Genomic DNA, 17,736 nt, shown 5'->3' on the forward strand with positions numbered 1-17,736 from the left:
GGCGACCGCGGCGGCGGCAACGACTGGTCCGGCGCGGGAGAATGGGCGCATGGAGACGCAGAAGCCCCAGAAGACGGTCACGTTGATCGGCAAGCCCGGCTGCCACCTCTGCGATGTGGCGAGGGACACGGTGGTGCGGGTGTGCGCCGAGACGGGTGCGGCCTGGGAGGAGCGGGACATCAACCAGGACGCGGAGTTGTACCGGATGTACTGGGAGCAGATCCCGGTGGTGCTGGTGGACGGCGCGCAGCACGACTTCTGGCGGGTGGACCCGGACCGGCTGCGCGGCGCGCTCACCGGCTGAGCGCGGCGCGCGGCCGTACGCGCGTCGCCCTCCCGCTGCCCGCGCGCTGTCCGTGCGGTCCGGAATCGACTGGATTTCGATTACCATCGAGGTCGTTTTGGCCTGCCGGGGCGTATACGTGAGGAGCGTGACCGCGTGTCCCCCTTGACGTATGTGGCGCCGGTCACGTTGACCGGACAAACCGGACACCATCTTTGTGCACGCGTTCACAAAGGCATAGCCTGGACGCGACGGAGCGGTCCGGACGAGTGCGCGGTGACGTGCGCGGTCGCAGACCGCTCACCGCTTCGCGCAACCGGCAGGAGCACCGTGGCAACTGGCCGAACCCACCGACCGGCGACCCGCAGCCGAGGGATTCCCGAGGCGACCGTCGCCCGGCTCCCGCTGTACCTGCGCGCGCTCACCGCGTTGTCCGAGCGGTCCGTGCCCACCGTCTCCTCCGAGGAACTGGCGTCGGCCGCCGGGGTCAACTCCGCGAAGCTGCGCAAGGACTTCTCGTACCTCGGCTCGTACGGCACCCGCGGTGTCGGCTACGACGTCGAGTACCTCGTCTACCAGATCTCCCGCGAACTCGGTCTGACGCAGGACTGGCCCGTGGTGATCGTCGGTATCGGCAACCTCGGCGCCGCCCTCGCCAACTACGGCGGGTTCGCCTCCCGCGGCTTCCGGGTCGCGGCCCTCATCGACGCCGACCCGGCGATGTCGGGAAAGCCCGTGGCGGGCATCGCGGTGCAGCACGCCGACGAGTTGGAGAAGATCATCTCCGACAACGGCGTCTCCATCGGCGTGATCGCGACCCCGGCCGGTTCGGCCCAGCAGGTCTGCGAACGGCTGGTGGCGGCGGGTGTCACCTCGATCCTCAACTTCGCGCCCACCGTGCTGACCGTGCCGGACGGCGTGGACGTACGGAAGGTCGACCTGTCGATCGAGTTGCAGATCCTCGCGTTCCACGAGCAGCGCAAGGCCGGTGAGGAGGCGCCCCCCGAGGAGGAGACCGCGCCTCCCGTGGCGCCGCCCGCCGCGACCGTGAAGAAGCGCACCGACCCGGGGTCCGACGGGGACGTCCCCGCCGTGATGCCCGCATGAGCCTCCTCGTGGTCGGCCTCAGCCACCGCAGCGCCCCGGTGAGCGTGCTCGAACGGGCCGCGCTGGACAGCGGGATGCGCGGCAAGCTCCTGCACGACACCGTCAGCGCCGAACCGGCCGCGGAGGCCGCGGTGCTGGCGACGTGCAACCGGCTGGAGCTGTACGCGGACGTGGACAAGTTCCACGCGGGCGTCGCCGAGCTCTCCACCCTCCTCGCCCGGCACAGCGGTGTCGACCTGGAGGAGCTGACCCCGTACCTCTACGTGCACTACGAGGACCGCGCCGTCCACCACCTGCTCTCGGTGGCGTGCGGGCTGGACTCGATGGTGGTCGGCGAGGGGCAGATCCTCGGGCAGATCAAGGACGCGTTGGCCGTCGCGCAGGAGGAGCACACGGCGGGCCGCCTGCTCAACGACCTGTTCCAGCAGGCGCTGCGGGTCGGCAAGCGGGCGCACACCGAGACCGGGATCGACCGGGCGGGTCAGTCGCTCGTCACCGTCGGCCTGGAGACGTTGGCCGACGGGCGTGATGTCGCGGAGTGGGTCGCCGGGAAGCGCGTCCTGGTGATCGGCGCGGGCTCCATGTCGTCGCTCGCCGCCACCACGCTGGCCCGGCGCGGTGCCACCGAACTGGTGATCGCCAACCGGACCGTGGAGCGCGCGCGCCGCCTCGCGCACGGCCTCGCCGCCGGTGGCGCGGACGTACGGGCGGTGCCCGTCGACGCGATCACCGCCGAACTCCCGCTCGCCGACATCGTCGTGTCCTGCACCGGCGCCACCGGCCTCGTCCTCACCGCCGACGCGGTGACCGCCGCGCGTGCCGCGCGCCCCGCCGCCCGCGCGGGCGACCCGCTCGCGCTGCTCGACCTCGCGATGCCCCGCGACGTGGACGCGGCCGTCCACCGGCTGGACGGCGTACGGCTGGTGGACATCGAGTCCCTGGCCGAGGCCGCCGCCGACGCGCCGATGGCCGCCGACGTCGACAAGGTCCGCGACCTCGTGACGGAGGAGGTCGCCGCGTTCGGCGCCGCCCAGCGCGCGGCCGTCATCACGCCGACGGTGGTCGCGTTGCGCGCCATGGCGTCGCAGGTGGTGGCGGGCGAGATGGCCCGGCTCGACGGCCGGTTGCCGGGGCTCGACGACAAGCAGCGCGCGGAGATCACGCAGACCGTGCGCCGTGTCGTCGACAAACTGCTGCACGCGCCGACGGTACGGGTGAAGGAGCTGGCCGGTGAGCCGGGCGGCGCCGGTTACGCGGACGCCCTGCGCGAGCTGTTCGACCTCGACCCGCAGGCCGTGGCCGCCGTGAGCAGCCCCGGCCACCCCGGCGGCGCGGAACAGGAGCGGCCGTGAACGAGCCCTCCGCGCCCGGCACTTCCGAACCGGCCTGTCGCACCGCCCAGGCGGACCGCCCCGGCACGCCCGCGTCCGCCGCCCCGCTCCGGCTCGGCACCCGCCGCAGCCCGCTCGCCATGGCCCAGTCCGGCATGATCGCCGCGCGGGTGCGCGAGATCACCGGCCGCCCCGTCGAACTCGTCGGCGTCACCACGTACGGCGACACCAGCGGCGAGGAGTTGGCCCGCATCGGCGGCACCGGCGTCTTCGTGTCGGCGCTGCGGGACGCGGTGCTGCGCGGCGAGGTCGACTTCGCGGTGCACTCCCTGAAGGACCTGCCGACCGCGCGCCCCGAGGGCCTGACGCTGGCGGCGCTGCCCGTACGGGAGGACCCGCGGGACGCGCTCGTCGCGCGCGACGGGCTGGACTTCGCGCGGCTCGTACGGTCCGCGCGGGAGAACGGGGAACGGCCACCGCGCGTAGGCACGGGGTCACCGCGGCGTACCGCGCAGCTCCGGGCGTGGGCACGATCACTCGGCGCCGAGGTGGAGACGGTCCCCGTTCGTGGGAATATCGAGACGCGGATCGGGTACGTGCGCTCCGGCAGGTGCGACGCCGTCGTACTCGCCGCCGCCGGGCTGACCCGTATCGGCCGGATCGACGAGGCAACCGAGCTGATCGCCCCGGACGTCATGCTGCCCGCCCCCGGCCAGGGGGCACTCGCGGTCGAGTGCGCGCCCACCCGAGCGCACCTGACCGCACAGCTCGCCGAGCTCGACGACCCGTACACTCGGGCCGCCGTGACCGCCGAGCGAACCCTGCTCGCCGCCCTGGAGGCCGGTTGCAGCGCACCCGTGGGGGCGTTGGCCGACCTGTTGGGCGACGGGCAGGCTGCCACCGAACTGCGCCTGCGCGGCGCCGTCGGCACGACCGACGGCACGACGTTGGTGCAGCTGTCCACCACCGGTCCCGTACCGGCGTCCGCCGCCGAGGCCGTGTCCCAGTCCGAACGACTGGGCCGCGAACTCGCCGACGAGATGCTCGCCAAGGGCGCGGCCGGTCTGATGGGGGAGCGAGCACTTTGAGCCCCACCGCCGCCCAGTCTTCGACCACGCAACACCTCTACGGTGCCCACGGGCACGTCACCTTCCTCGGTGCCGGGCCCGGAGACCCGGGACTGCTCACACTGAGCGCCGTCGAGGCCCTGGCGCGGGCCGACGTGCTGGTCGCCGATCCACAGGTGCACGGGATCGTACGGCCGCACGCACGGGCGGGCGTGGACACACCCCTGCGCGAGGCCGCGCAGCCGGACAGCGCCGGAACGCCTTCGACGGGCCCCTCGGGCACCGGCGATTGGGCAAATATTGTCATGGCGGCCGCGCGGAGCGGCAAGCGGGTCGTCCGTGCCGTCGTGGGTGATCCGGGCCTCGACGCGGACGCCGCGCAGGAGATGTTGGCCTGCGTCGCGGAGGGCATCACCTTCGAGGTGGTGCCGGGTGTGGCGACGGCCGTGGGGGTGCCCGCGTACGCGGGGGTGCCGCTGCGGGACGCGCACGGCACCGACGTCCGCCTGATCGACGCGCGTACCGCCGACGACAGATGCTGGACGGAGAGCGGCGCGAGCGACGCGACGCTCGTCGTCACCGTCGCGTTGGACTCCGTGGCCGCCGCGGCGGGCGAGCTGGTCGCCGCGGGCCGGAAGCCCGACACCCCGCTGTCCGTCACCCTCGCCGGTACGACCACCCGCCAGCGCACGTGGACCGGCACGCTCGGTTCCATCGCGCAGGTCCTCAAGGCGGCGAAGGTGCTGCCCGCGTCGGACGGCGGCCAGCCGGTGATAGCCGTCGTCGGCGAACGGAGCGCCCCCGCGCACCGGGAGCAGCTGGCCTGGTTCGAGTCCAAGCCGCTGTTCGGCTGGCAGGTGCTGGTGCCCCGTACGAAGGAGCAGGCGGCGTCGCTGTCCGACCAGCTGCGTTCGTACGGCGCCGTGCCCGCCGAGGTGCCGACCATCGCGGTCGAACCGCCGCGGACGCCGCAGCAGATGGAACGTGCCGTCAAGGGCCTCGTCACCGGACGCTACGAGTGGATCGCCTTCACGTCGGTCAACGCGGTGAAGGCGGTGCGCGAGAAGTTCGAGGAGTACGGGCTCGACGCGCGCGCGTTCGCCGGGATCAAGGTGGCGGCCGTGGGGGAGCAGACCGCCGCGTCGCTGGTCGAGTTCGGCGTCAAGCCGGACCTGGTGCCCAGCGGCGAGCAGTCCGCGGCCGGGCTGCTGGAGGACTGGCCGCCGTACGACCCGGTCTTCGACCCGATCGACCGCGTCTTCCTGCCGCGTGCCGACATCGCCACGGAGACGCTGGTCGCCGGGCTGATCGAGCTGGGCTGGGAGGTGGACGACGTGACGGCGTACCGGACCGTACGCGCGTCGCCGCCGCCCGCCGAGACGCGTGAGGCGATCAAGGGCGGCGGGTTCGACGCGGTGCTGTTCACCTCGTCGAGCACGGTGCGGAACCTGGTGGGCATCGCGGGCAAGCCGCACAACGTCACGATCATCGCCTGCATCGGCCCGGCCACGGCGAAGACCGCCGAGGAGCACGGCCTCCGGGTGGACGTCATGTCGCCGGAACCGTCCGTGCACAAGCTCGCGGAGGCGCTCGCGGACTACGGCCAGAAGCGCCGTGCCGAGGCCGCCGAGGCGGGCGAACCGGTCAAGCGGCCGAGCGAGAAGCGGCCGACGCGGAGGAGGGCACGCACCTCATGAGTCCCGAGGGTTCCGGCGCGTACGGCGGCTTCCCGCACGTACGCCCGCGCCGCCTCCGTACGACCGCCGCGATGCGCCGCATGGTCGCGGAGACGCGCGTCCACCCGGCGGACCTGATCCTGCCCGCGTTCGTACGGGAGGGCATCGACGAGCCGGTGCCCGTCGGCTCCATGCCGGGCGTCGTCCAGCACTCGCGGGACTCGCTGCGCCGGGCCGCCGTGGAGGCGGTCGAGGCGGGCGTGTCCGGGCTGATGCTGTTCGGGGTGCCGCTGGAGAAGGACGCGGTCGGCTCGCAGGGCACCCACCCGGACGGCATCCTCCAACAGGCGCTGCGGGACGTACGGTCCGAGGTCGGGGACGACCTCGTGCTGATGTCGGACCTGTGCCTGGACGAGTTCACCGACCACGGCCACTGCGGCGTCCTCGACGCGCGGGGCCGCGTGGACAACGACGCGACCCTGGAGCGCTACGCCGAGATGGCGCTCGTCCAGGCCGACGCGGGCGCCCACATGCTGGGGCCGAGCGGCATGATGGACGGTCAGGTCGGGTACGTACGGGCCGCGTTGGACGCCGCCGGGCACCAGGACGTGTCGATGTTCGCGTACACCGTGAAGTACACGTCCGCCTTCTACGGGCCGTTCCGCGAGGCCGTCGCGTCGTCGCTGTCCGGCGACCGTACGACGTACCAGCAGGACCCGGCCAACGGCCGCGAGGCGCTGCGCGAACTCGCCCTGGACGTCGCCGAAGGCGCGGACATGGTGATGGTCAAGCCGGGGCTGCCGTACCTGGACGTGCTCCGCGACGTGGCCGAGGAGGCGCGGGTCCCCGTCGGCGTGTACCAGATCTCCGGCGAGTACGCGATGGTCGAGGCCGCCGCCGAGAAGGGCTGGATCGAACGCGAGCGCGCCATCCTGGAGACCCTGACGAGCTTCAAGCGGGCGGGCGCGAGCACCATCCTCACGTACTGGGCGGTGGAGGCGGCCCGGCTGCTGCGCGCGGCCGGGTAGCCTCCCTCGCGTTCAGCTCAGCGGTCCGCCGGGGCCGCCGCCGTGACCGACCGGTGGACGAACGCCGTCCAGGCGGCGGGCGTGGCGGTGAAGGTGGGGCCGTCGGGGTTCTTGGAGTCCCGTACGTGCACGGCGCAATCGCAGGCGGCGACCTCGACGCACTGGCCCCCTTCTTCGTTGCTGTACGTCGACCGGTGCCAGGGGAGCGCCACCTCGACGCATTCCCCGCCTTCCTCGTTGCTGTAGCTGGAGGTGTGCCACGAGTAGGCCACCTCGACGCAGTCGCCGCCCTCCTCGTTGCTGTAGCTGCTCTTGAACCAGGCCAGTTCCGCGCTCATAGCTCTCCCGCCATCCGCTCCAACAGGCCCTTCGTCTCCTCGGTGTTGAGGGCCTGCGTTCGCAGCATGCCATAGCGCTGGTTGAGCGCGGTGACGGTGGCCGGATCGTCGGTGAGCTGGCTGCCGCGCTGGTGCTCGACGTACGCGTACTGCTGGTGGTCCGCGGTCTCCACCAGGACGAACGGGCCCGACAGCCCGGCGTGCAGGGGCCGTTCGAACGGCATGATCTGCACGCTCACGCCGGGTAGGTCGGCGCAGGCGCGCAGATGCCGCAGCTGCTCCTTCAACACGGCGGCGCCGCCCAGCTGTTGCATCAGCACCCCCTGCGCGATCACGAAGCTGGCGACCAGCGGGGGCTTGCGGTGGAGCACCGCCTGGCGTTCCAACCGGGCGGTGACGGCGGCCTCGTACTCCTCGTCGTCGAACGGCGGTACGGCGCTGGCGAACGCGGCTCGTGCGTAGCGTTCGGTCTGGAGCAGGCCGGGCACGGCTACGGCGTCGAAGGCGGACCGGCTCAGGGCTTCCCGCTCGTACCGCATGAACTCCTCGGCGTAGAGCGGGTACTTGTCCACCTCCGGCAGGTTCTCCACCGCCACGGCCAGCGCGCCCTTCGTACCGAGCACCTGGTCCATGATCTCCGCGACGTCCGGCTGGAGGTTCCGCCTGCCCTGCTCGATGGAGGCGACGGTCTCCTCGTCGATCGGCAGGTGCTCGGACAGCGCCCGCTGCGTCATGTGCGCCTTCCGCCGGAACTGCCCGACGAGCGCGCCGACGAGCCGCATCGAGGTGGCGTTCTTCTTGTACTTCCGCTGTGGCTTCCTCATGCCCCTCCCCCTCCCCACCGGACGGCCGTCCGTACGGTGCGCCGACACGTACAACTCAGTTGTACGTGTCGGGGTTTCGCCCGTACGAGCGGTGCGGCGCCCTCAACACCCGCCGCCGCCCGGCGCGTCCGGGCCCAGCGCCTCGCGCTGCGCGGTGCGCGCGACGCGGGACAGCAGGGCGCGCAGCTGCGCGGCGTCGTCGGTGCCGAGGTCCGCGAAGAGGCGGGCCTCGGCCGTCGCGAGGCTGCGGCGTGCCAGGTCCAGGCGCGTACGCCCCGCGTCGGTGAGGAGGACCTGCCGTGCGCGCCGGTCGCGGGGGTCGGGTCTGCGGCTGATCAGGCCCTGCGTCTCCAGGTCGTCCAGCAGGTACGTCATCACCGTGCGGTCGAGGCTGACCTCCTTGGCGAGCGCCAGCTGCGACGGGGGTTCGCCGCTCGCCAGGGCCACCAGGACGAGGTATCCGCGTGCGCCGCCCGGGAGTTCGGCGACCGACTCCGTGCCGACGCGGCGGAAGGCGGTGGAGACGATGCGCAGCGCCCAGCCGAAGTCCGTGCCCAGTGCGACGGCTTCGGTGCCCGCGTCGGCGTCCGGGTCGGTGTCGGCGGCGCTGTCGGCGCGGCGGGTCTTCCGGCGGGGGGAGGGGGATGCGCTCACGGCGCCAATCTAGATGAGTGAGTCCGATGTCCGTCCTGGTCGCGACCATGGCGAAGGGCGCCCGTTGGTCAGTGTGTGAAGACAAACCTGGACGCCCTTCTGGCGGCACTGTACGTGTTCATCGACGACCACGTGGCGCCTTGTCGCCGGATCGGGCGACCGCCGAAGCTGACGGACGCCGAACTGATGTGCCTGGCCGTGGCCCAGGTCCTCCTCGGGTTCCCCTCGACCCGGCACTGGATCCGCTTCGCCCACGCCCGCCTCGGCCACCTCTTCCGCTACCTGCCCCAACAGTCCGCCTACAACAAGCGCCTCAACGCCGCAGGTCCGCTCATCAGCCGCGTGATCGAGGCACTGGCCAGGCAGGTGCCGACCTGGAACGACGACCTGCGGCTGATCGACTCCACCCCGCTGCCCTGCGCGGCCTCCCGCGAGACCGTCAAACGCTCCGACCTGGCCGGGCACTGCGGCTACGGCTTCTGCCGCAGCCACTCCCGCTTCTTCTGGGGCTTCCGCCTCTACCTGGTCACCACCGCCGAGGGCATGCCTGTCACCTGGTGCCTGGCCAACCCGAAACTCGGCGAACGGGAGGTGATGACCGCGCTCCTGGAACGCGAACACCACCTCGTCCGCCAAGGGCAGGTGATCCTCGCGGACAAGGGCTTCGCGGGCAAGGAGTTCGAAGCGTTCGTCGCCGAGCGGCTCGGCGCACACCTGGTGCGGCCGGACCGCAAGGACGAACCGGTCCGGCACGGGAAGATCGCCCGGGTCCGCCAGTGGATCGAAGCCGTCATCGACACCCTCAAAGGCCAGCTCAGCCTCGAACAACACGGCGGCAGAACCCCGGCCGGAGTCTTCGCCCGCACCGGACAACGACTCCTCGCCCTCGCCGCCGGCATCTGGCACAACTGGACCACCGGCGCACCCATCAAACGATCACTGATCGCCTACGACCACTGAAGACATCGGACTCATTCATCTAGCACTCATGTGCTGCGAGCAAGATGTTCTTGTCAGCAGAACATCTGCGGTGCATAGTTTCTCTCCGGTGGCCACCCGGGCACCGACGCGGACCCGAGCACGTACGCGGACCCGTACCCGCACCCGTACACGGAAGAGGAACGCCATGACCGTCACGCACGCCGACACCCCCCTGCGGGGCAGCACCGCCCTCGTCACCGGGGCCACCTCGGGCATCGGCCGCGCCGTCGCCCGCAGCCTGGCCGGGCAGGGCGCCGCGGTCGTCCTGCACGGGCGGGACCGCACCCGTGGCGAGGCGGTGGTGAAGGAGATCGCGGAGCGGGGCGGCACCGCCCGCTTCGTCGCCGCCGACCTCGCGGACGCGGGGGAGACGCTGCGGCTCGCCGCCGAGGCCACGGGCGCGGACATCCTCGTCAACAGCGCCGGGGTGTTCGACTTCGCGCCCACCGCCGCGACCGGCGCCGAGAGCTTCGACCGGCACGTGGCCGTCAACACGCGCGCCCCGTTCCTGCTGGTCGGCGCGCTGGCACCGGCCATGGCCGCACGGGGGCGCGGCGCCGTCGTGACGATCGGGTCGAGCGCGGCCCGGATGCCCGCGCCGATCGGCGCCGCGTACGGCGCGTCCAAGGCGGGGGTGGAAGTGCTCACCCGCTACTGGGCCACCGAGTTCGGCCCCTCCGGCGTACGCGTCAACGCCGTCTCGCCCGGCCCCGTCCGTACGGAGGGCTCCGCCGCCGCGCTCGGTGACCACGCCGAGGCGCTCGACCGCACCAACGCCCGTGGCAGGGCCGGTGATCCGCAGGAGATCGCGGACATCGTCACGTTCCTCGTCAGCCCCGCCAGCAGCTACGTCAACGGCGCGACCCTCTTCGCCGACGGCGGCGAACTGAGCGTCCTGCCCGGCTGAGAGGAGCGGACCCGTGGACGTCTTCGTCATCGGTGCCACCGGCTTCGTCGGCGGCGCCCTCGCCCGGCACCTCGCCGCCGCCGGGCACCAGGTCGGTGGGCTGGCCCGAACGGCCTCCGCCGCGGCGGCACTTGAGGCCGCGGGCATCCACCCCGTACGCGGCGACCTGGACGAGGGGCGCGGCGCGACGGTCGCCGCCGCCCGCCGGGCCGACGCCGTGGTGTACGCGGCCCAGCCCGACGCCGTACTGGAGACGGCGACGGTGGCGGAGCTGACGCGCGCGATGGCCGGTACGGGCCGGACGCTGGTGTTCCTCTCCGGCACCGGCGTGCTGCTCCAGCGGACCGGGGGCGCGTGGAGCGAGGACGGCTTCGCGGAGCACGAGCCGTTCGCCGTCGAGCCGTTGGCCGCCGCCCGCAAGGCGGCGGAGGACACGGTGCTGGCGTCGGCGGCGCACGAGGTGCGCGCCATGGTCGTACGTCCCGGGCTGGTGTGGGGACCCGGCGACCACGGGCACGTGGCGCTCGTCCACCGGTCTGTCGCCGCCACCGGCGCGGCCTGCTACGTCGGGCCCGGCCTCAACACGTACAGCCACGTCCATGTGGACGACGTGGCGCGGCTGTTCGGCCTCGCGCTGGAGCGCGGCAGGCCGGGCGGGCTGTACCACGCGGTGGCGGGCGAGGTGCCGAACCGGTGGATCGCGGAGAGCGTCGCCGCCGACCTGGGGTGCGCCACCCGCAGCGTCGGGGAGGAGGAGGCGGCCGCGATCTGGGGCCCGTTCGGCGCGCTCGTCATGGCCGCCTCCAGCCGCTGCCGCGCGGTCGCGTCCCGGCGCGAACTGGGCTGGGCGCCGCGCCGGTTCGACATGCTGTCGGAGGTGGGGGAGCCGCGGCTACGGGAGTTGGCGGCCGGACCCGCGTGACGCGAGGGCCCGGCCGAGCCGTCGGCGGCCGGGACGCGCGGGTACGCCGTGTCAGGTGCCGACCGTCCCGGGCGCTTCGGGCCCGGGGGCTTCCAGGGTGAAGAAGAGGAAGCACGGCTGCGTCGACAACGCGCGGAACCCCTCCGGGAACAGGACACGCGCCGCCGGGTCGGGGCGCGGCTCGCTCAGGCCGGTGAGCCGGAACCCGGCGGCGGCGAACGCGTCCGTCATCGCGTGCAGCGGCCTGCGCCAGAACCGCATCGGCACGGTCCGGCCGCCGAGCGTCCAGTCGAAGGAGCAGGCCGTGGCCGCGAGGTAGTCGGGCCGTGGGTCCCGGAGCGTCCAGGCCACGAACGGGTGGTCCACGGACGCGACCAGCCGTCCGCCCGACGCCAGCACCCGCCGCAGCTCGGCCAGCGGCGGCCCCCAGTCCTCCAGGTAGTGCAGCACCAGCGACGCCGTCACCACGTCGAACGCGGCGTCCGCGAACGGCAGTCGCCCGCGGAGGTCCGCCACGTGCAGCGGTACGCCGTCGCCGAGGCGCCGCCGCGCCAGCGCCGCCATCGCCGCGCTGGCGTCGACCCCCGTCACGTACGCGCCCCGCTCGCGCAGCGCGGCGGCCAGCGGCCCGGCGCCGCACCCGGCGTCGAGGACGCGCAGCCCGCGTACGTCACCGGCGAGCGCGAGCATGGCGGGCCGCTCGTAGTACGCGTTCACGAGATTGTGCTCGGCCTCCGCCGCGTACGCCGCCGCGAAGGAGTCGTAGTCGTTGGGGCCGGGTGCGTCGTGCTCGCCGTCCGTCGCCATCGCCATCGCCGGAGAGTAGCGCGGGCGGTCCGGGCGGTGTCGCCGCGCGGTCGCCCCCAGGGGTGGCGCCCGGCCCGGTGCGGCGTGCCGGGCGCGTCGCGGGGCGTGTGACCTCCGCCACGGTCTGGAGTGGTCTGCGGCGGGCACTCCACGTCCGTCGTCCGTGGTGGAACGAGAACGTGTCCGGGAGAGAGAATGGCTGAAGCCGCTGCGGGACAGCAGCGCACACACGCGGCACCCCAGGGCCGCGCGGCCCGCGTGAAGCAGTGGTTCGTACGGGCCGCGTCGGACGGGCACGAGCGGCACACCCTCGCGCTCGTCACCAAGAGCGCCCTCGCCGCCACCGTCTCCTGGGTGATCTCCTACGACCTGATGGCGGCGGGATCACCGGCCTTCGCACCGTTCTCGGCGGTGCTGATCATGCAGGTGACGGTCTACCAGTCGATGCTCCAGGCCCTGCGCTACGTGGGCGCGGTGAGCGTCGGCGTGGCGCTCCAGGGCGTACTGGGCCTGCTCGTCGGGCCGCACCTGTTCACGTTCGTGCTGATGGCCCTGGCGGCGCTGGCCATCGGCCGGTGGCGCCCGCTGGGCTCCCAGGGTTCGCAGGTCGCCACCGCGGCGTTCTTCGCGTTCTCCACGTACGTCGCGGCCGCCGACACCTCCGAACGGTGGTCGCAGCTCGGGGAGATCGTCGTGCTGGTGCTCATCGGGTGCGGTGTCGGGGTCGTGGTGAACGCGCTGGTGCTGCCCCCGATGCGCTACCGCAGCGCCGAGTACGGCATCCACACCCTCGCGCACTCGCTGTGCGAGCTGGTGAGCGACATGTACGCGGCCATGCGGGAGGGGAAGCTGGAGGAGGAGCGCACCCGGCACTGGCGGCAGCGCGCCGGGGACCTGGGGCCGCTCGCCCAGCAGGCCCACGCCTCCGTGCACACCGCGTGGGAGAGCACCCTCTACAACCCCCGTCGGCTGTGGCGCCGCCACCGGCACCGCACCTCGTTCGCCGGCTACCGGGCGGTGGTGAGCGCCCTCGAACGGGTCTCCTACCAGGTGGCCTCCATGGCCCGCAGCCTCGACCAGTGGCACGGGACCGAGGGCGGCCGGAGCCACGACGACTTCACCCGCGCCTACGGCGACTTCCTCGCGTCCCTCGCCCACATCGCCGACCTGCTCAGCGGGCTCGACGAGGACCGGCTGGAGGAGCAGGCGCGGGAGTTGTGCCAGGCGGCGGGGAAGGCCCAGGAGTGCCGCGACCGGTTGCAGGAGGACGCGCGGAACGGGTCGCTGCCGCTCGGCGACCCCGGCGAGCCGTACGGCGTCCTCATGGTCGAGGCGACGCGCCTGATGGACGAGTTCCAGTACGCCTGCGACGTGCTCCAGCACGGCGTCGACGAGGCCACCCGGCACCCCCGGCGGGGCGGCGGCGACGGCTGACGCCCGCGCCCGCAGGGGGCGGGGCGGGGCGGTACGCAGCCGGGGCGCCCTACGTCAGTTCGGCCGCCAGCAGATCCATCAGCAGGCCGTCGTGCCAACTGCCGTCCGGCCCGCGCTCGTACTGGCGCATCACGCCCACCGGCCGGAAACCGACCTTCCGGTAGCAGGCGATGGCCGCGTCGTTGTCCGCCGCCGGGTCGATGACCAGCCGGTGGTGGCCGAGGTCGTGGAGCAGGTGGCGGGCCAGGGTGCGTACCGCGTCGGTGCCGACGCCCTGACCGTGGACGTCCGGGGCGAGGAAGATGTCGATGTTCGCGTGCCGGTAGTCCGGCTCGTCCTCCGCGCTCCACTGGATCGCCCCGGCCACGCGCCCGCCGTACAGCACCGCGTACGTGCGCGCCTCCGGGTCCGCCAGGTCCTCCGCGACGTCCGCCGCCAGGTCGTCGCCGCCGCGCCAGCGCGCGTAGACCTCGGGCGTGGCCCGGATCGCGGCCAGCGCCGGGACGTCGTCCGGGGTCGCCGGGCGCAGCGTGACGAGGGCGCCGGTGAGGATCTTCCGCATCCGACGATCCTGCCCGACGGGGGAGTAGGGGCGCTGTCAGGGGTCGTACCGACGCGTACGGGGTGCGGTGCCATCCGCCGTACGCGCCGCTGCCGTACGGCGGACGGGACGGGACCGGTCAGAAGACGCCCTGGCCCGGCACCAGCAGGCCGCGCGGGTCGTACCGCCGCCGGGCCTGCTTCAGCCGCGGCCACGCGTCCCCGAAGTGGTCGCGCCAGTCCGCCCGCCGGAACGGGACCGACCCCACCGGGTACTGCTTGCCGCCCCGCGCCCGCACCGTCTCGTACGCCGCGCGGTTCGCCGCCAGCATGCGGTCGACGGTCGCCCGGTCCTCGGGCGGGCAGCTGCGCAGCACCGCCATCAGGTACGGCATCGGGTCGTCCGGCACGCGCAGCAGCGGGGTGCGCAGGCGTGCGCGCACCAGCGGGTAGAGGAGGACGACACCCGGGCCGACGTCCTCGGGTGTGAGGCCGTCGAGCAGCCCGCCCGCCAGCTCCTCGACGGCGTCGCCGGGCAGCAGCAGGTTCAGCCAGGGGTGCGCGTCGTCCCAGAGGCCCGCCTCCTTCTGCTGCTCGACCGACTCCGCGAGCCGGTCCAGGAACGCGTAGTAGTCCAGGTCCTCGACCACCGCGCCCGCCGGATCGTGCCGCAGCCCGCGCAGCAGCGCCGCGTCGTCCGGCACCGGCCCGGCGGGCGGCCCGTACGCCACCGCCTCCAGCAGGTACGTGCGGAACGCGCCCGTGTCGTCCGGCACGACCTGCCCCTCCACGTACGCGAAGCGGCGCTCCTCGGCCAACAGCCGCTGGTCGGCGAGGAACGTCGGCAGGTCGGCGTACGGCAGGAGGTAGTGCCGTACGGTCTCCGGCGCCCGTACGAGCCGCAGCGTGACGCCCACGACGATCGCGCACTGGCCCAGCCCGGCCCGTACCGCGTCGAACAGGTCCGCGTGCCGCGTCGCGGAGCACCGCACCAACTCGCCCGCGCCCGTGACCACACGCAGCTCCGCGACCGTGTCGACCTGCGCGCCGTGCCGGTGCGTCTGGCCGCCGAGGCCGCCGACGGAGACCGTGCCGCCGACGGACAGCTCCAGGTAGTCGGTGAACACCGGGGGCGTCAGGCCGAGTTCGAGCGTCGCCTTCGCCACGGTGCTCCACCGGGCGCCCGCGCCGACCGTCACGGTGTCCCGTACGGGCCGCTCGACGCGCGACAGCGCCTCCGTCGACGTGGCGATGACGAGGCCGCCGTCGACCTGCGCCTGGCCGTGCGTCGCGTGGCCCTCGCCGCGCGGGGCCACGGGGATGCCGTGCTCGCCGCAGAATCTGACCATGGCCACGACGTCCGCGACCGAGCCCGGACGCAGCACGGCGGCGGGCGTACGGTGCACGGTGTGGCCGTAGTCGTCGGCCGCGGCGGCGAGGGACGCGGGGTCCGTCACCAACTCGCCGTCGAGCGGCGGCACTTCGTCGAACGGTGCGTCCGGTGAGCCGGTGCCGCCGGGCCCCGGCCGTTCCGTGGCCCAGGCGCGGGCCGCCGGGTCGAAGCCCACGACGGTGACGGCCGCCGCCGTGGCGGCCAGCCCGTGCAGGGCGTGACGGCGTGTCGGTTCCATGCTCATGCGCGGTCCTCCGTAGCTGCCTGCTCGCATCCGTTCCCCCCTGGGAACGTGCAGACGCTACCTCGATCGGGGACGGCGAACCGGACACACGTACGCCCGACTCGCCGCCCCCACGCGGCAGTTGACAGGGAGCGGCGGGGCCGCCGGGACGCTACGCGCCCGGCGCCGCCCCGCACGGACCGGAGGCGGCACGCGCGACCGGCGGGGCGGAGACACGGGACCAGAGGGCCAGCAGCTGCCGGTACTCGGCACTGCGGCCACCGTCCGGCGGACCGGACATCAGCGCGCGGATACGGGAGTTGACGTCGTCGGGGTCGGGGACACGCACGGGAAGAGGCGCGACGAGGGGCATACGAAGACCGTACGACCCACCACTGACAACGGCCCCGCCCCGGCGCCCCACGCCCCTACAGGCGGTCCGGGGTGCGGATGCCCAGCAGGGCCATGCCCTGGTGGAGGGTGCGGGCGGTCAGGTCGCAGAGGAACAGCCGGTTCTCCACCTGCTCCGGCCCGCCGTCCGCCTTCAGCACCGGGCACTGGTCGTAGAACGTCGTGTAGAGGGACGCCAGTTGGTAGAGGTACGCGGCGAGCTTGTGCGGCTCGTACGCCTCCGCCGTCTGCTCCAACGCGTCCCCGAACTCGTCCAGGTGCAGGGCCAGGGCCCGTTCCGCCGGGGCGAGCGCCAGCTCCGGGTGCGGCGCGGGCTTCGCGTCGTCGCCCGCGCGGCGCAGGATGGACTGGATGCGGGCGTAGGCGTACTGGAGGTAGACGCTGGTGTCGCCCTGGAGGGAGACCATGCGGTCGAGGTCGAAGACGTAGTCGCGGGTGAGGGAGTTGGACAGGTCGGCGTACTTCACGGCGCCGATGCCGACCTGCGTGGCCCGTTCCCGCACCTCGTCGTCGGAGAGGCCGAGGCCCGCGCTCTTCTCCCGTACGACTGCCGCCGCCCGGTCGACCGCCTCGCCGAGCAGGTCGACCAGCCGGATCGTCTCGCCCTCGCGGGTCTTGAACGGCTTGCCGTCCTTGCCCAGCACCGTGCCGAACGGCAGCTGCCGCGCCGCGTCCTCCGGCAGCCAGCCCGCCCGCCGCGCGGTCTCGAAGACCATCCGGAAGTGCAGCGCCTGCCGCGCGTCCACCACGTACAGCAGGGTGTCGGCGCGCAGCGTGCCGATCCGGTCGCGGATCGCGGCGAGGTCGGTGGCGGCGTACCCGAAGCCGCCGTCGGACTTCTGCACGATCAGCGGGGTGGGCGTGCCGTCGGGGCCCTTCACGTCGTCGAAGAACACGCACAGCGCGCCCCCGGAGCGCACGGCGACGCCCGACTCCTCCAACTCCTTGACGACCTGCCGCAGATCGTCGTTGTACGCGCTCTCGCCGAGGGTGTCCTCGTCGCGGATCTCGACGTCCAGCAGTTCGTACACGCCCTGGAAGTAGATCTTCGACTCGTCGACGATCTTGTGCCAGAGCGCGAGCGTCTCCTCGTCGCCGCCCTGGAGCCGCGCGACCCGGTCCCGGGCCCGCGTCTTGAACTCCGCGTCGCTGTCGAAGAGCGCGCGGGACGCCTTGTAGAGCCGGTTCAGCCGGGCCATCGCGGCCTCGCCCTCACCGGTCGCCCCGGCCGCGTCGGAGCTGTGGTCCAGCTCCTGCGGGTGCTCGATCAGGTACTGGATGAGCATGCCGAACTGCGTGCCCCAGTCCCCGATGTGGTGCCGCCGTACGACCTTCTCGCCCCGGTGCTCCAGGATCTGCACCAGCGCGTCCCCGATGACCGTCGACCGCAGGTGGCCGACGTGCATCTCCTTCGCGACGTTCGGCTGCGAGTAGTCGATGACGGTCGTGCCGGGGTGCTCGGCGTACGGCACGCCCAGCCGCTCGTCGGCGGCGCGCGCGGCGAGCGTACGGGTGAGGGCGGCGTCGCCGACCGTGATGTTGAGGAAGCCGGGGCCCGAGACCTCGACGCCGGTGATCTCGTCGTTCTCCGGCAGGGCCGCGGTGACGCGCGCGGCCAGCTCCCGCGGGTTGCCCTTCAGCCGCTTGGCGAGGGCGAGCATGCCGTTGGCCTGGAAGTCCGCCCGGTCGCTCCGGCGCAGCAGCGGATCGGCGCCCGCCGCTTCCGGCACGGCGGCCGAGAGGGCGTGCGCGAGGCGCTGGTGGACCGTGGCGGCGAGGGAGGGGACCGAGGCCATGGGCTGCTTACCGT

18 protein-coding genes are annotated in these 17,736 nt (G+C 73.4%); 10 read left to right on the forward strand and 8 right to left on the reverse strand.

The annotated features are described in order from the left end of the window. Positions 1-49: 49 nt before the first annotated feature. The 6 genes from D7M15_RS17310 (at position 50) to hemB (ending at position 6,492) form a co-directional block, all read left to right on the forward strand. Positions 50-304 (forward strand): glutaredoxin family protein, encoded by a 255-nt coding sequence (locus D7M15_RS17310; protein WP_121520914.1) that lies wholly within the window; start codon positions 50-52, stop codon positions 302-304. A gap of 309 nt (positions 305-613) precedes the next feature. Then, on the forward strand, positions 614-1,390 hold the full coding sequence (locus tag D7M15_RS17315; RefSeq protein WP_121518350.1) for a redox-sensing transcriptional repressor Rex: 777 nt from the start codon (positions 614-616) through the stop codon (positions 1,388-1,390). After that, positions 1,387-2,742: a glutamyl-tRNA reductase gene (locus D7M15_RS17320; RefSeq protein WP_121518351.1), complete on the forward strand. Its 1,356-nt coding sequence runs from the start codon at positions 1,387-1,389 to the stop codon at positions 2,740-2,742. Before D7M15_RS17315 ends, D7M15_RS17320 begins: the two co-directional genes overlap by 4 nt. Beyond that, on the forward strand, positions 2,739-3,809 hold the full coding sequence (gene hemC / locus D7M15_RS17325; RefSeq protein WP_276314460.1) for a hydroxymethylbilane synthase: 1,071 nt from the start codon (positions 2,739-2,741) through the stop codon (positions 3,807-3,809). The genes D7M15_RS17320 and hemC overlap by 4 nt, the downstream gene beginning before the upstream one ends. Further along, positions 3,806-5,485 (forward strand): uroporphyrinogen-III synthase, encoded by a 1,680-nt coding sequence (locus D7M15_RS17330; protein WP_121518352.1) that lies wholly within the window; start codon positions 3,806-3,808, stop codon positions 5,483-5,485. The genes hemC and D7M15_RS17330 overlap by 4 nt, the downstream gene beginning before the upstream one ends. Further along, positions 5,482-6,492 (forward strand): porphobilinogen synthase, encoded by a 1,011-nt coding sequence (gene hemB / locus D7M15_RS17335; RefSeq protein ID WP_121518353.1) that lies wholly within the window; start codon positions 5,482-5,484, stop codon positions 6,490-6,492. Before D7M15_RS17330 ends, hemB begins: the two co-directional genes overlap by 4 nt. Before the next feature lie 17 nt (positions 6,493-6,509). Here hemB and D7M15_RS17340 read toward each other — a convergent pair whose 3' ends face one another. From D7M15_RS17340 to D7M15_RS17350, 3 genes are all read right to left on the reverse strand, one after another. Then, positions 6,510-6,830, reverse strand: coding sequence for a DUF397 domain-containing protein (locus tag D7M15_RS17340; protein ID WP_121518354.1), 321 nt, complete (start codon positions 6,828-6,830; stop codon positions 6,510-6,512). Beyond that, entirely contained in the window at positions 6,827-7,654 is an 828-nt protein-coding gene (locus D7M15_RS17345; protein ID WP_240649351.1) for a helix-turn-helix transcriptional regulator, read from the reverse strand. The genes D7M15_RS17340 and D7M15_RS17345 overlap by 4 nt, the downstream gene beginning before the upstream one ends. 102 nt (positions 7,655-7,756) lie before the next feature. After that, the gene (locus tag D7M15_RS17350) at positions 7,757-8,308 is read right to left on the reverse strand and encodes a MarR family winged helix-turn-helix transcriptional regulator (protein WP_240649352.1); all 552 of its coding nucleotides are present in this window, start codon (positions 8,306-8,308) and stop codon (positions 7,757-7,759) included. Between the two features lie 75 nt (positions 8,309-8,383). Between D7M15_RS17350 and D7M15_RS17355 the strand changes: the two genes are divergently transcribed. The 3 genes from D7M15_RS17355 (at position 8,384) to D7M15_RS17365 (ending at position 11,118) form a co-directional block, all read left to right on the forward strand. Then, a complete protein-coding gene (locus D7M15_RS17355) occupies positions 8,384-9,268 on the forward strand; it encodes an IS982 family transposase (protein WP_121517663.1) in 885 nt (294 codons plus the stop codon). 166 nt (positions 9,269-9,434) lie between these two features. Next, positions 9,435-10,196, forward strand: a complete 762-nt coding sequence (locus D7M15_RS17360) for an SDR family oxidoreductase (RefSeq protein WP_121518355.1) — start codon at positions 9,435-9,437, stop codon at positions 10,194-10,196. Between the two features lie 13 nt (positions 10,197-10,209). Further along, positions 10,210-11,118, forward strand: coding sequence for an NAD-dependent epimerase/dehydratase family protein (locus tag D7M15_RS17365; RefSeq protein WP_121518356.1), 909 nt, complete (start codon positions 10,210-10,212; stop codon positions 11,116-11,118). Between the two features lie 51 nt (positions 11,119-11,169). On the opposite strand, the gene D7M15_RS17370 is transcribed toward D7M15_RS17365, so the two are convergent. After that, positions 11,170-11,931 carry a class I SAM-dependent methyltransferase gene (locus tag D7M15_RS17370; RefSeq protein WP_121518357.1) on the reverse strand — a complete coding sequence of 254 codons (762 nt, stop codon included), beginning with the start codon at positions 11,929-11,931 and terminating at the stop codon, positions 11,170-11,172. Positions 11,932-12,120: 189 nt separating this feature from the next. Between D7M15_RS17370 and D7M15_RS17375 the strand changes: the two genes are divergently transcribed. Next, positions 12,121-13,359, forward strand: coding sequence for an aromatic acid exporter family protein (locus D7M15_RS17375; RefSeq protein ID WP_121518358.1), 1,239 nt, complete (start codon positions 12,121-12,123; stop codon positions 13,357-13,359). Positions 13,360-13,408: 49 nt separating this feature from the next. Here the strand turns inward: D7M15_RS17375 and D7M15_RS17380 are convergent, their stop codons facing one another. The 4 genes from D7M15_RS17380 to argS form a co-directional block, all read right to left on the reverse strand. Next, the gene (locus D7M15_RS17380; RefSeq protein ID WP_121518359.1) at positions 13,409-13,921 is read right to left on the reverse strand and encodes a GNAT family protein; all 513 of its coding nucleotides are present in this window, start codon (positions 13,919-13,921) and stop codon (positions 13,409-13,411) included. A gap of 118 nt (positions 13,922-14,039) precedes the next feature. Then, positions 14,040-15,536: an FAD-binding protein gene (locus tag D7M15_RS17385; protein WP_121518360.1), complete on the reverse strand. Its 1,497-nt coding sequence runs from the start codon at positions 15,534-15,536 to the stop codon at positions 14,040-14,042. Positions 15,537-15,687: 151 nt separating this feature from the next. Continuing rightward, positions 15,688-15,888: a hypothetical protein gene (locus D7M15_RS17390; RefSeq protein WP_121518361.1), complete on the reverse strand. Its 201-nt coding sequence runs from the start codon at positions 15,886-15,888 to the stop codon at positions 15,688-15,690. Positions 15,889-15,943: 55 nt separating this feature from the next. After that, positions 15,944-17,722 carry an arginine--tRNA ligase gene (argS, locus tag D7M15_RS17395; protein ID WP_121518362.1) on the reverse strand — a complete coding sequence of 593 codons (1,779 nt, stop codon included), beginning with the start codon at positions 17,720-17,722 and terminating at the stop codon, positions 15,944-15,946. Between the last annotated feature and the right edge of the window lie 14 nt (positions 17,723-17,736).

This window comes from Streptomyces sp. Z26 (assembly GCF_003665095.1).
Classification (GTDB): domain Bacteria; phylum Actinomycetota; class Actinomycetes; order Streptomycetales; family Streptomycetaceae; genus Streptomyces; species Streptomyces phytohabitans.

Excerpts from the sequence above, each read along its gene's own strand:
- D7M15_RS17310 (WP_121520914.1), top strand. The coding sequence starts at position 50 with ATGGAGACGCAGAAGCCCCAGAAGACGGTCACGTTGATCGGCAAGCCC.
- D7M15_RS17320 (WP_121518351.1), top strand. The coding sequence starts at position 1,387 with ATGAGCCTCCTCGTGGTCGGCCTCAGCCACCGCAGCGCCCCGGTGAGC.
- hemB (WP_121518353.1), top strand. The coding sequence starts at position 5,482 with ATGAGTCCCGAGGGTTCCGGCGCGTACGGCGGCTTCCCGCACGTACGC.
- D7M15_RS17340 (WP_121518354.1), bottom strand. The coding sequence starts at position 6,830 with ATGAGCGCGGAACTGGCCTGGTTCAAGAGCAGCTACAGCAACGAGGAG.
- D7M15_RS17345 (WP_240649351.1), bottom strand. The coding sequence starts at position 7,654 with ATGAGGAAGCCACAGCGGAAGTACAAGAAGAACGCCACCTCGATGCGG.
- D7M15_RS17360 (WP_121518355.1), top strand. The coding sequence starts at position 9,435 with ATGACCGTCACGCACGCCGACACCCCCCTGCGGGGCAGCACCGCCCTC.
- D7M15_RS17370 (WP_121518357.1), bottom strand. The coding sequence starts at position 11,931 with ATGGCGATGGCGACGGACGGCGAGCACGACGCACCCGGCCCCAACGAC.
- D7M15_RS17375 (WP_121518358.1), top strand. The coding sequence starts at position 12,121 with ATGGCTGAAGCCGCTGCGGGACAGCAGCGCACACACGCGGCACCCCAG.
- D7M15_RS17380 (WP_121518359.1), bottom strand. The coding sequence starts at position 13,921 with ATGCGGAAGATCCTCACCGGCGCCCTCGTCACGCTGCGCCCGGCGACC.
- D7M15_RS17385 (WP_121518360.1), bottom strand. The coding sequence starts at position 15,536 with ATGAGCATGGAACCGACACGCCGTCACGCCCTGCACGGGCTGGCCGCC.
- D7M15_RS17390 (WP_121518361.1), bottom strand. The coding sequence starts at position 15,888 with ATGCCCCTCGTCGCGCCTCTTCCCGTGCGTGTCCCCGACCCCGACGAC.
- argS (WP_121518362.1), bottom strand. The coding sequence starts at position 17,722 with ATGGCCTCGGTCCCCTCCCTCGCCGCCACGGTCCACCAGCGCCTCGCG.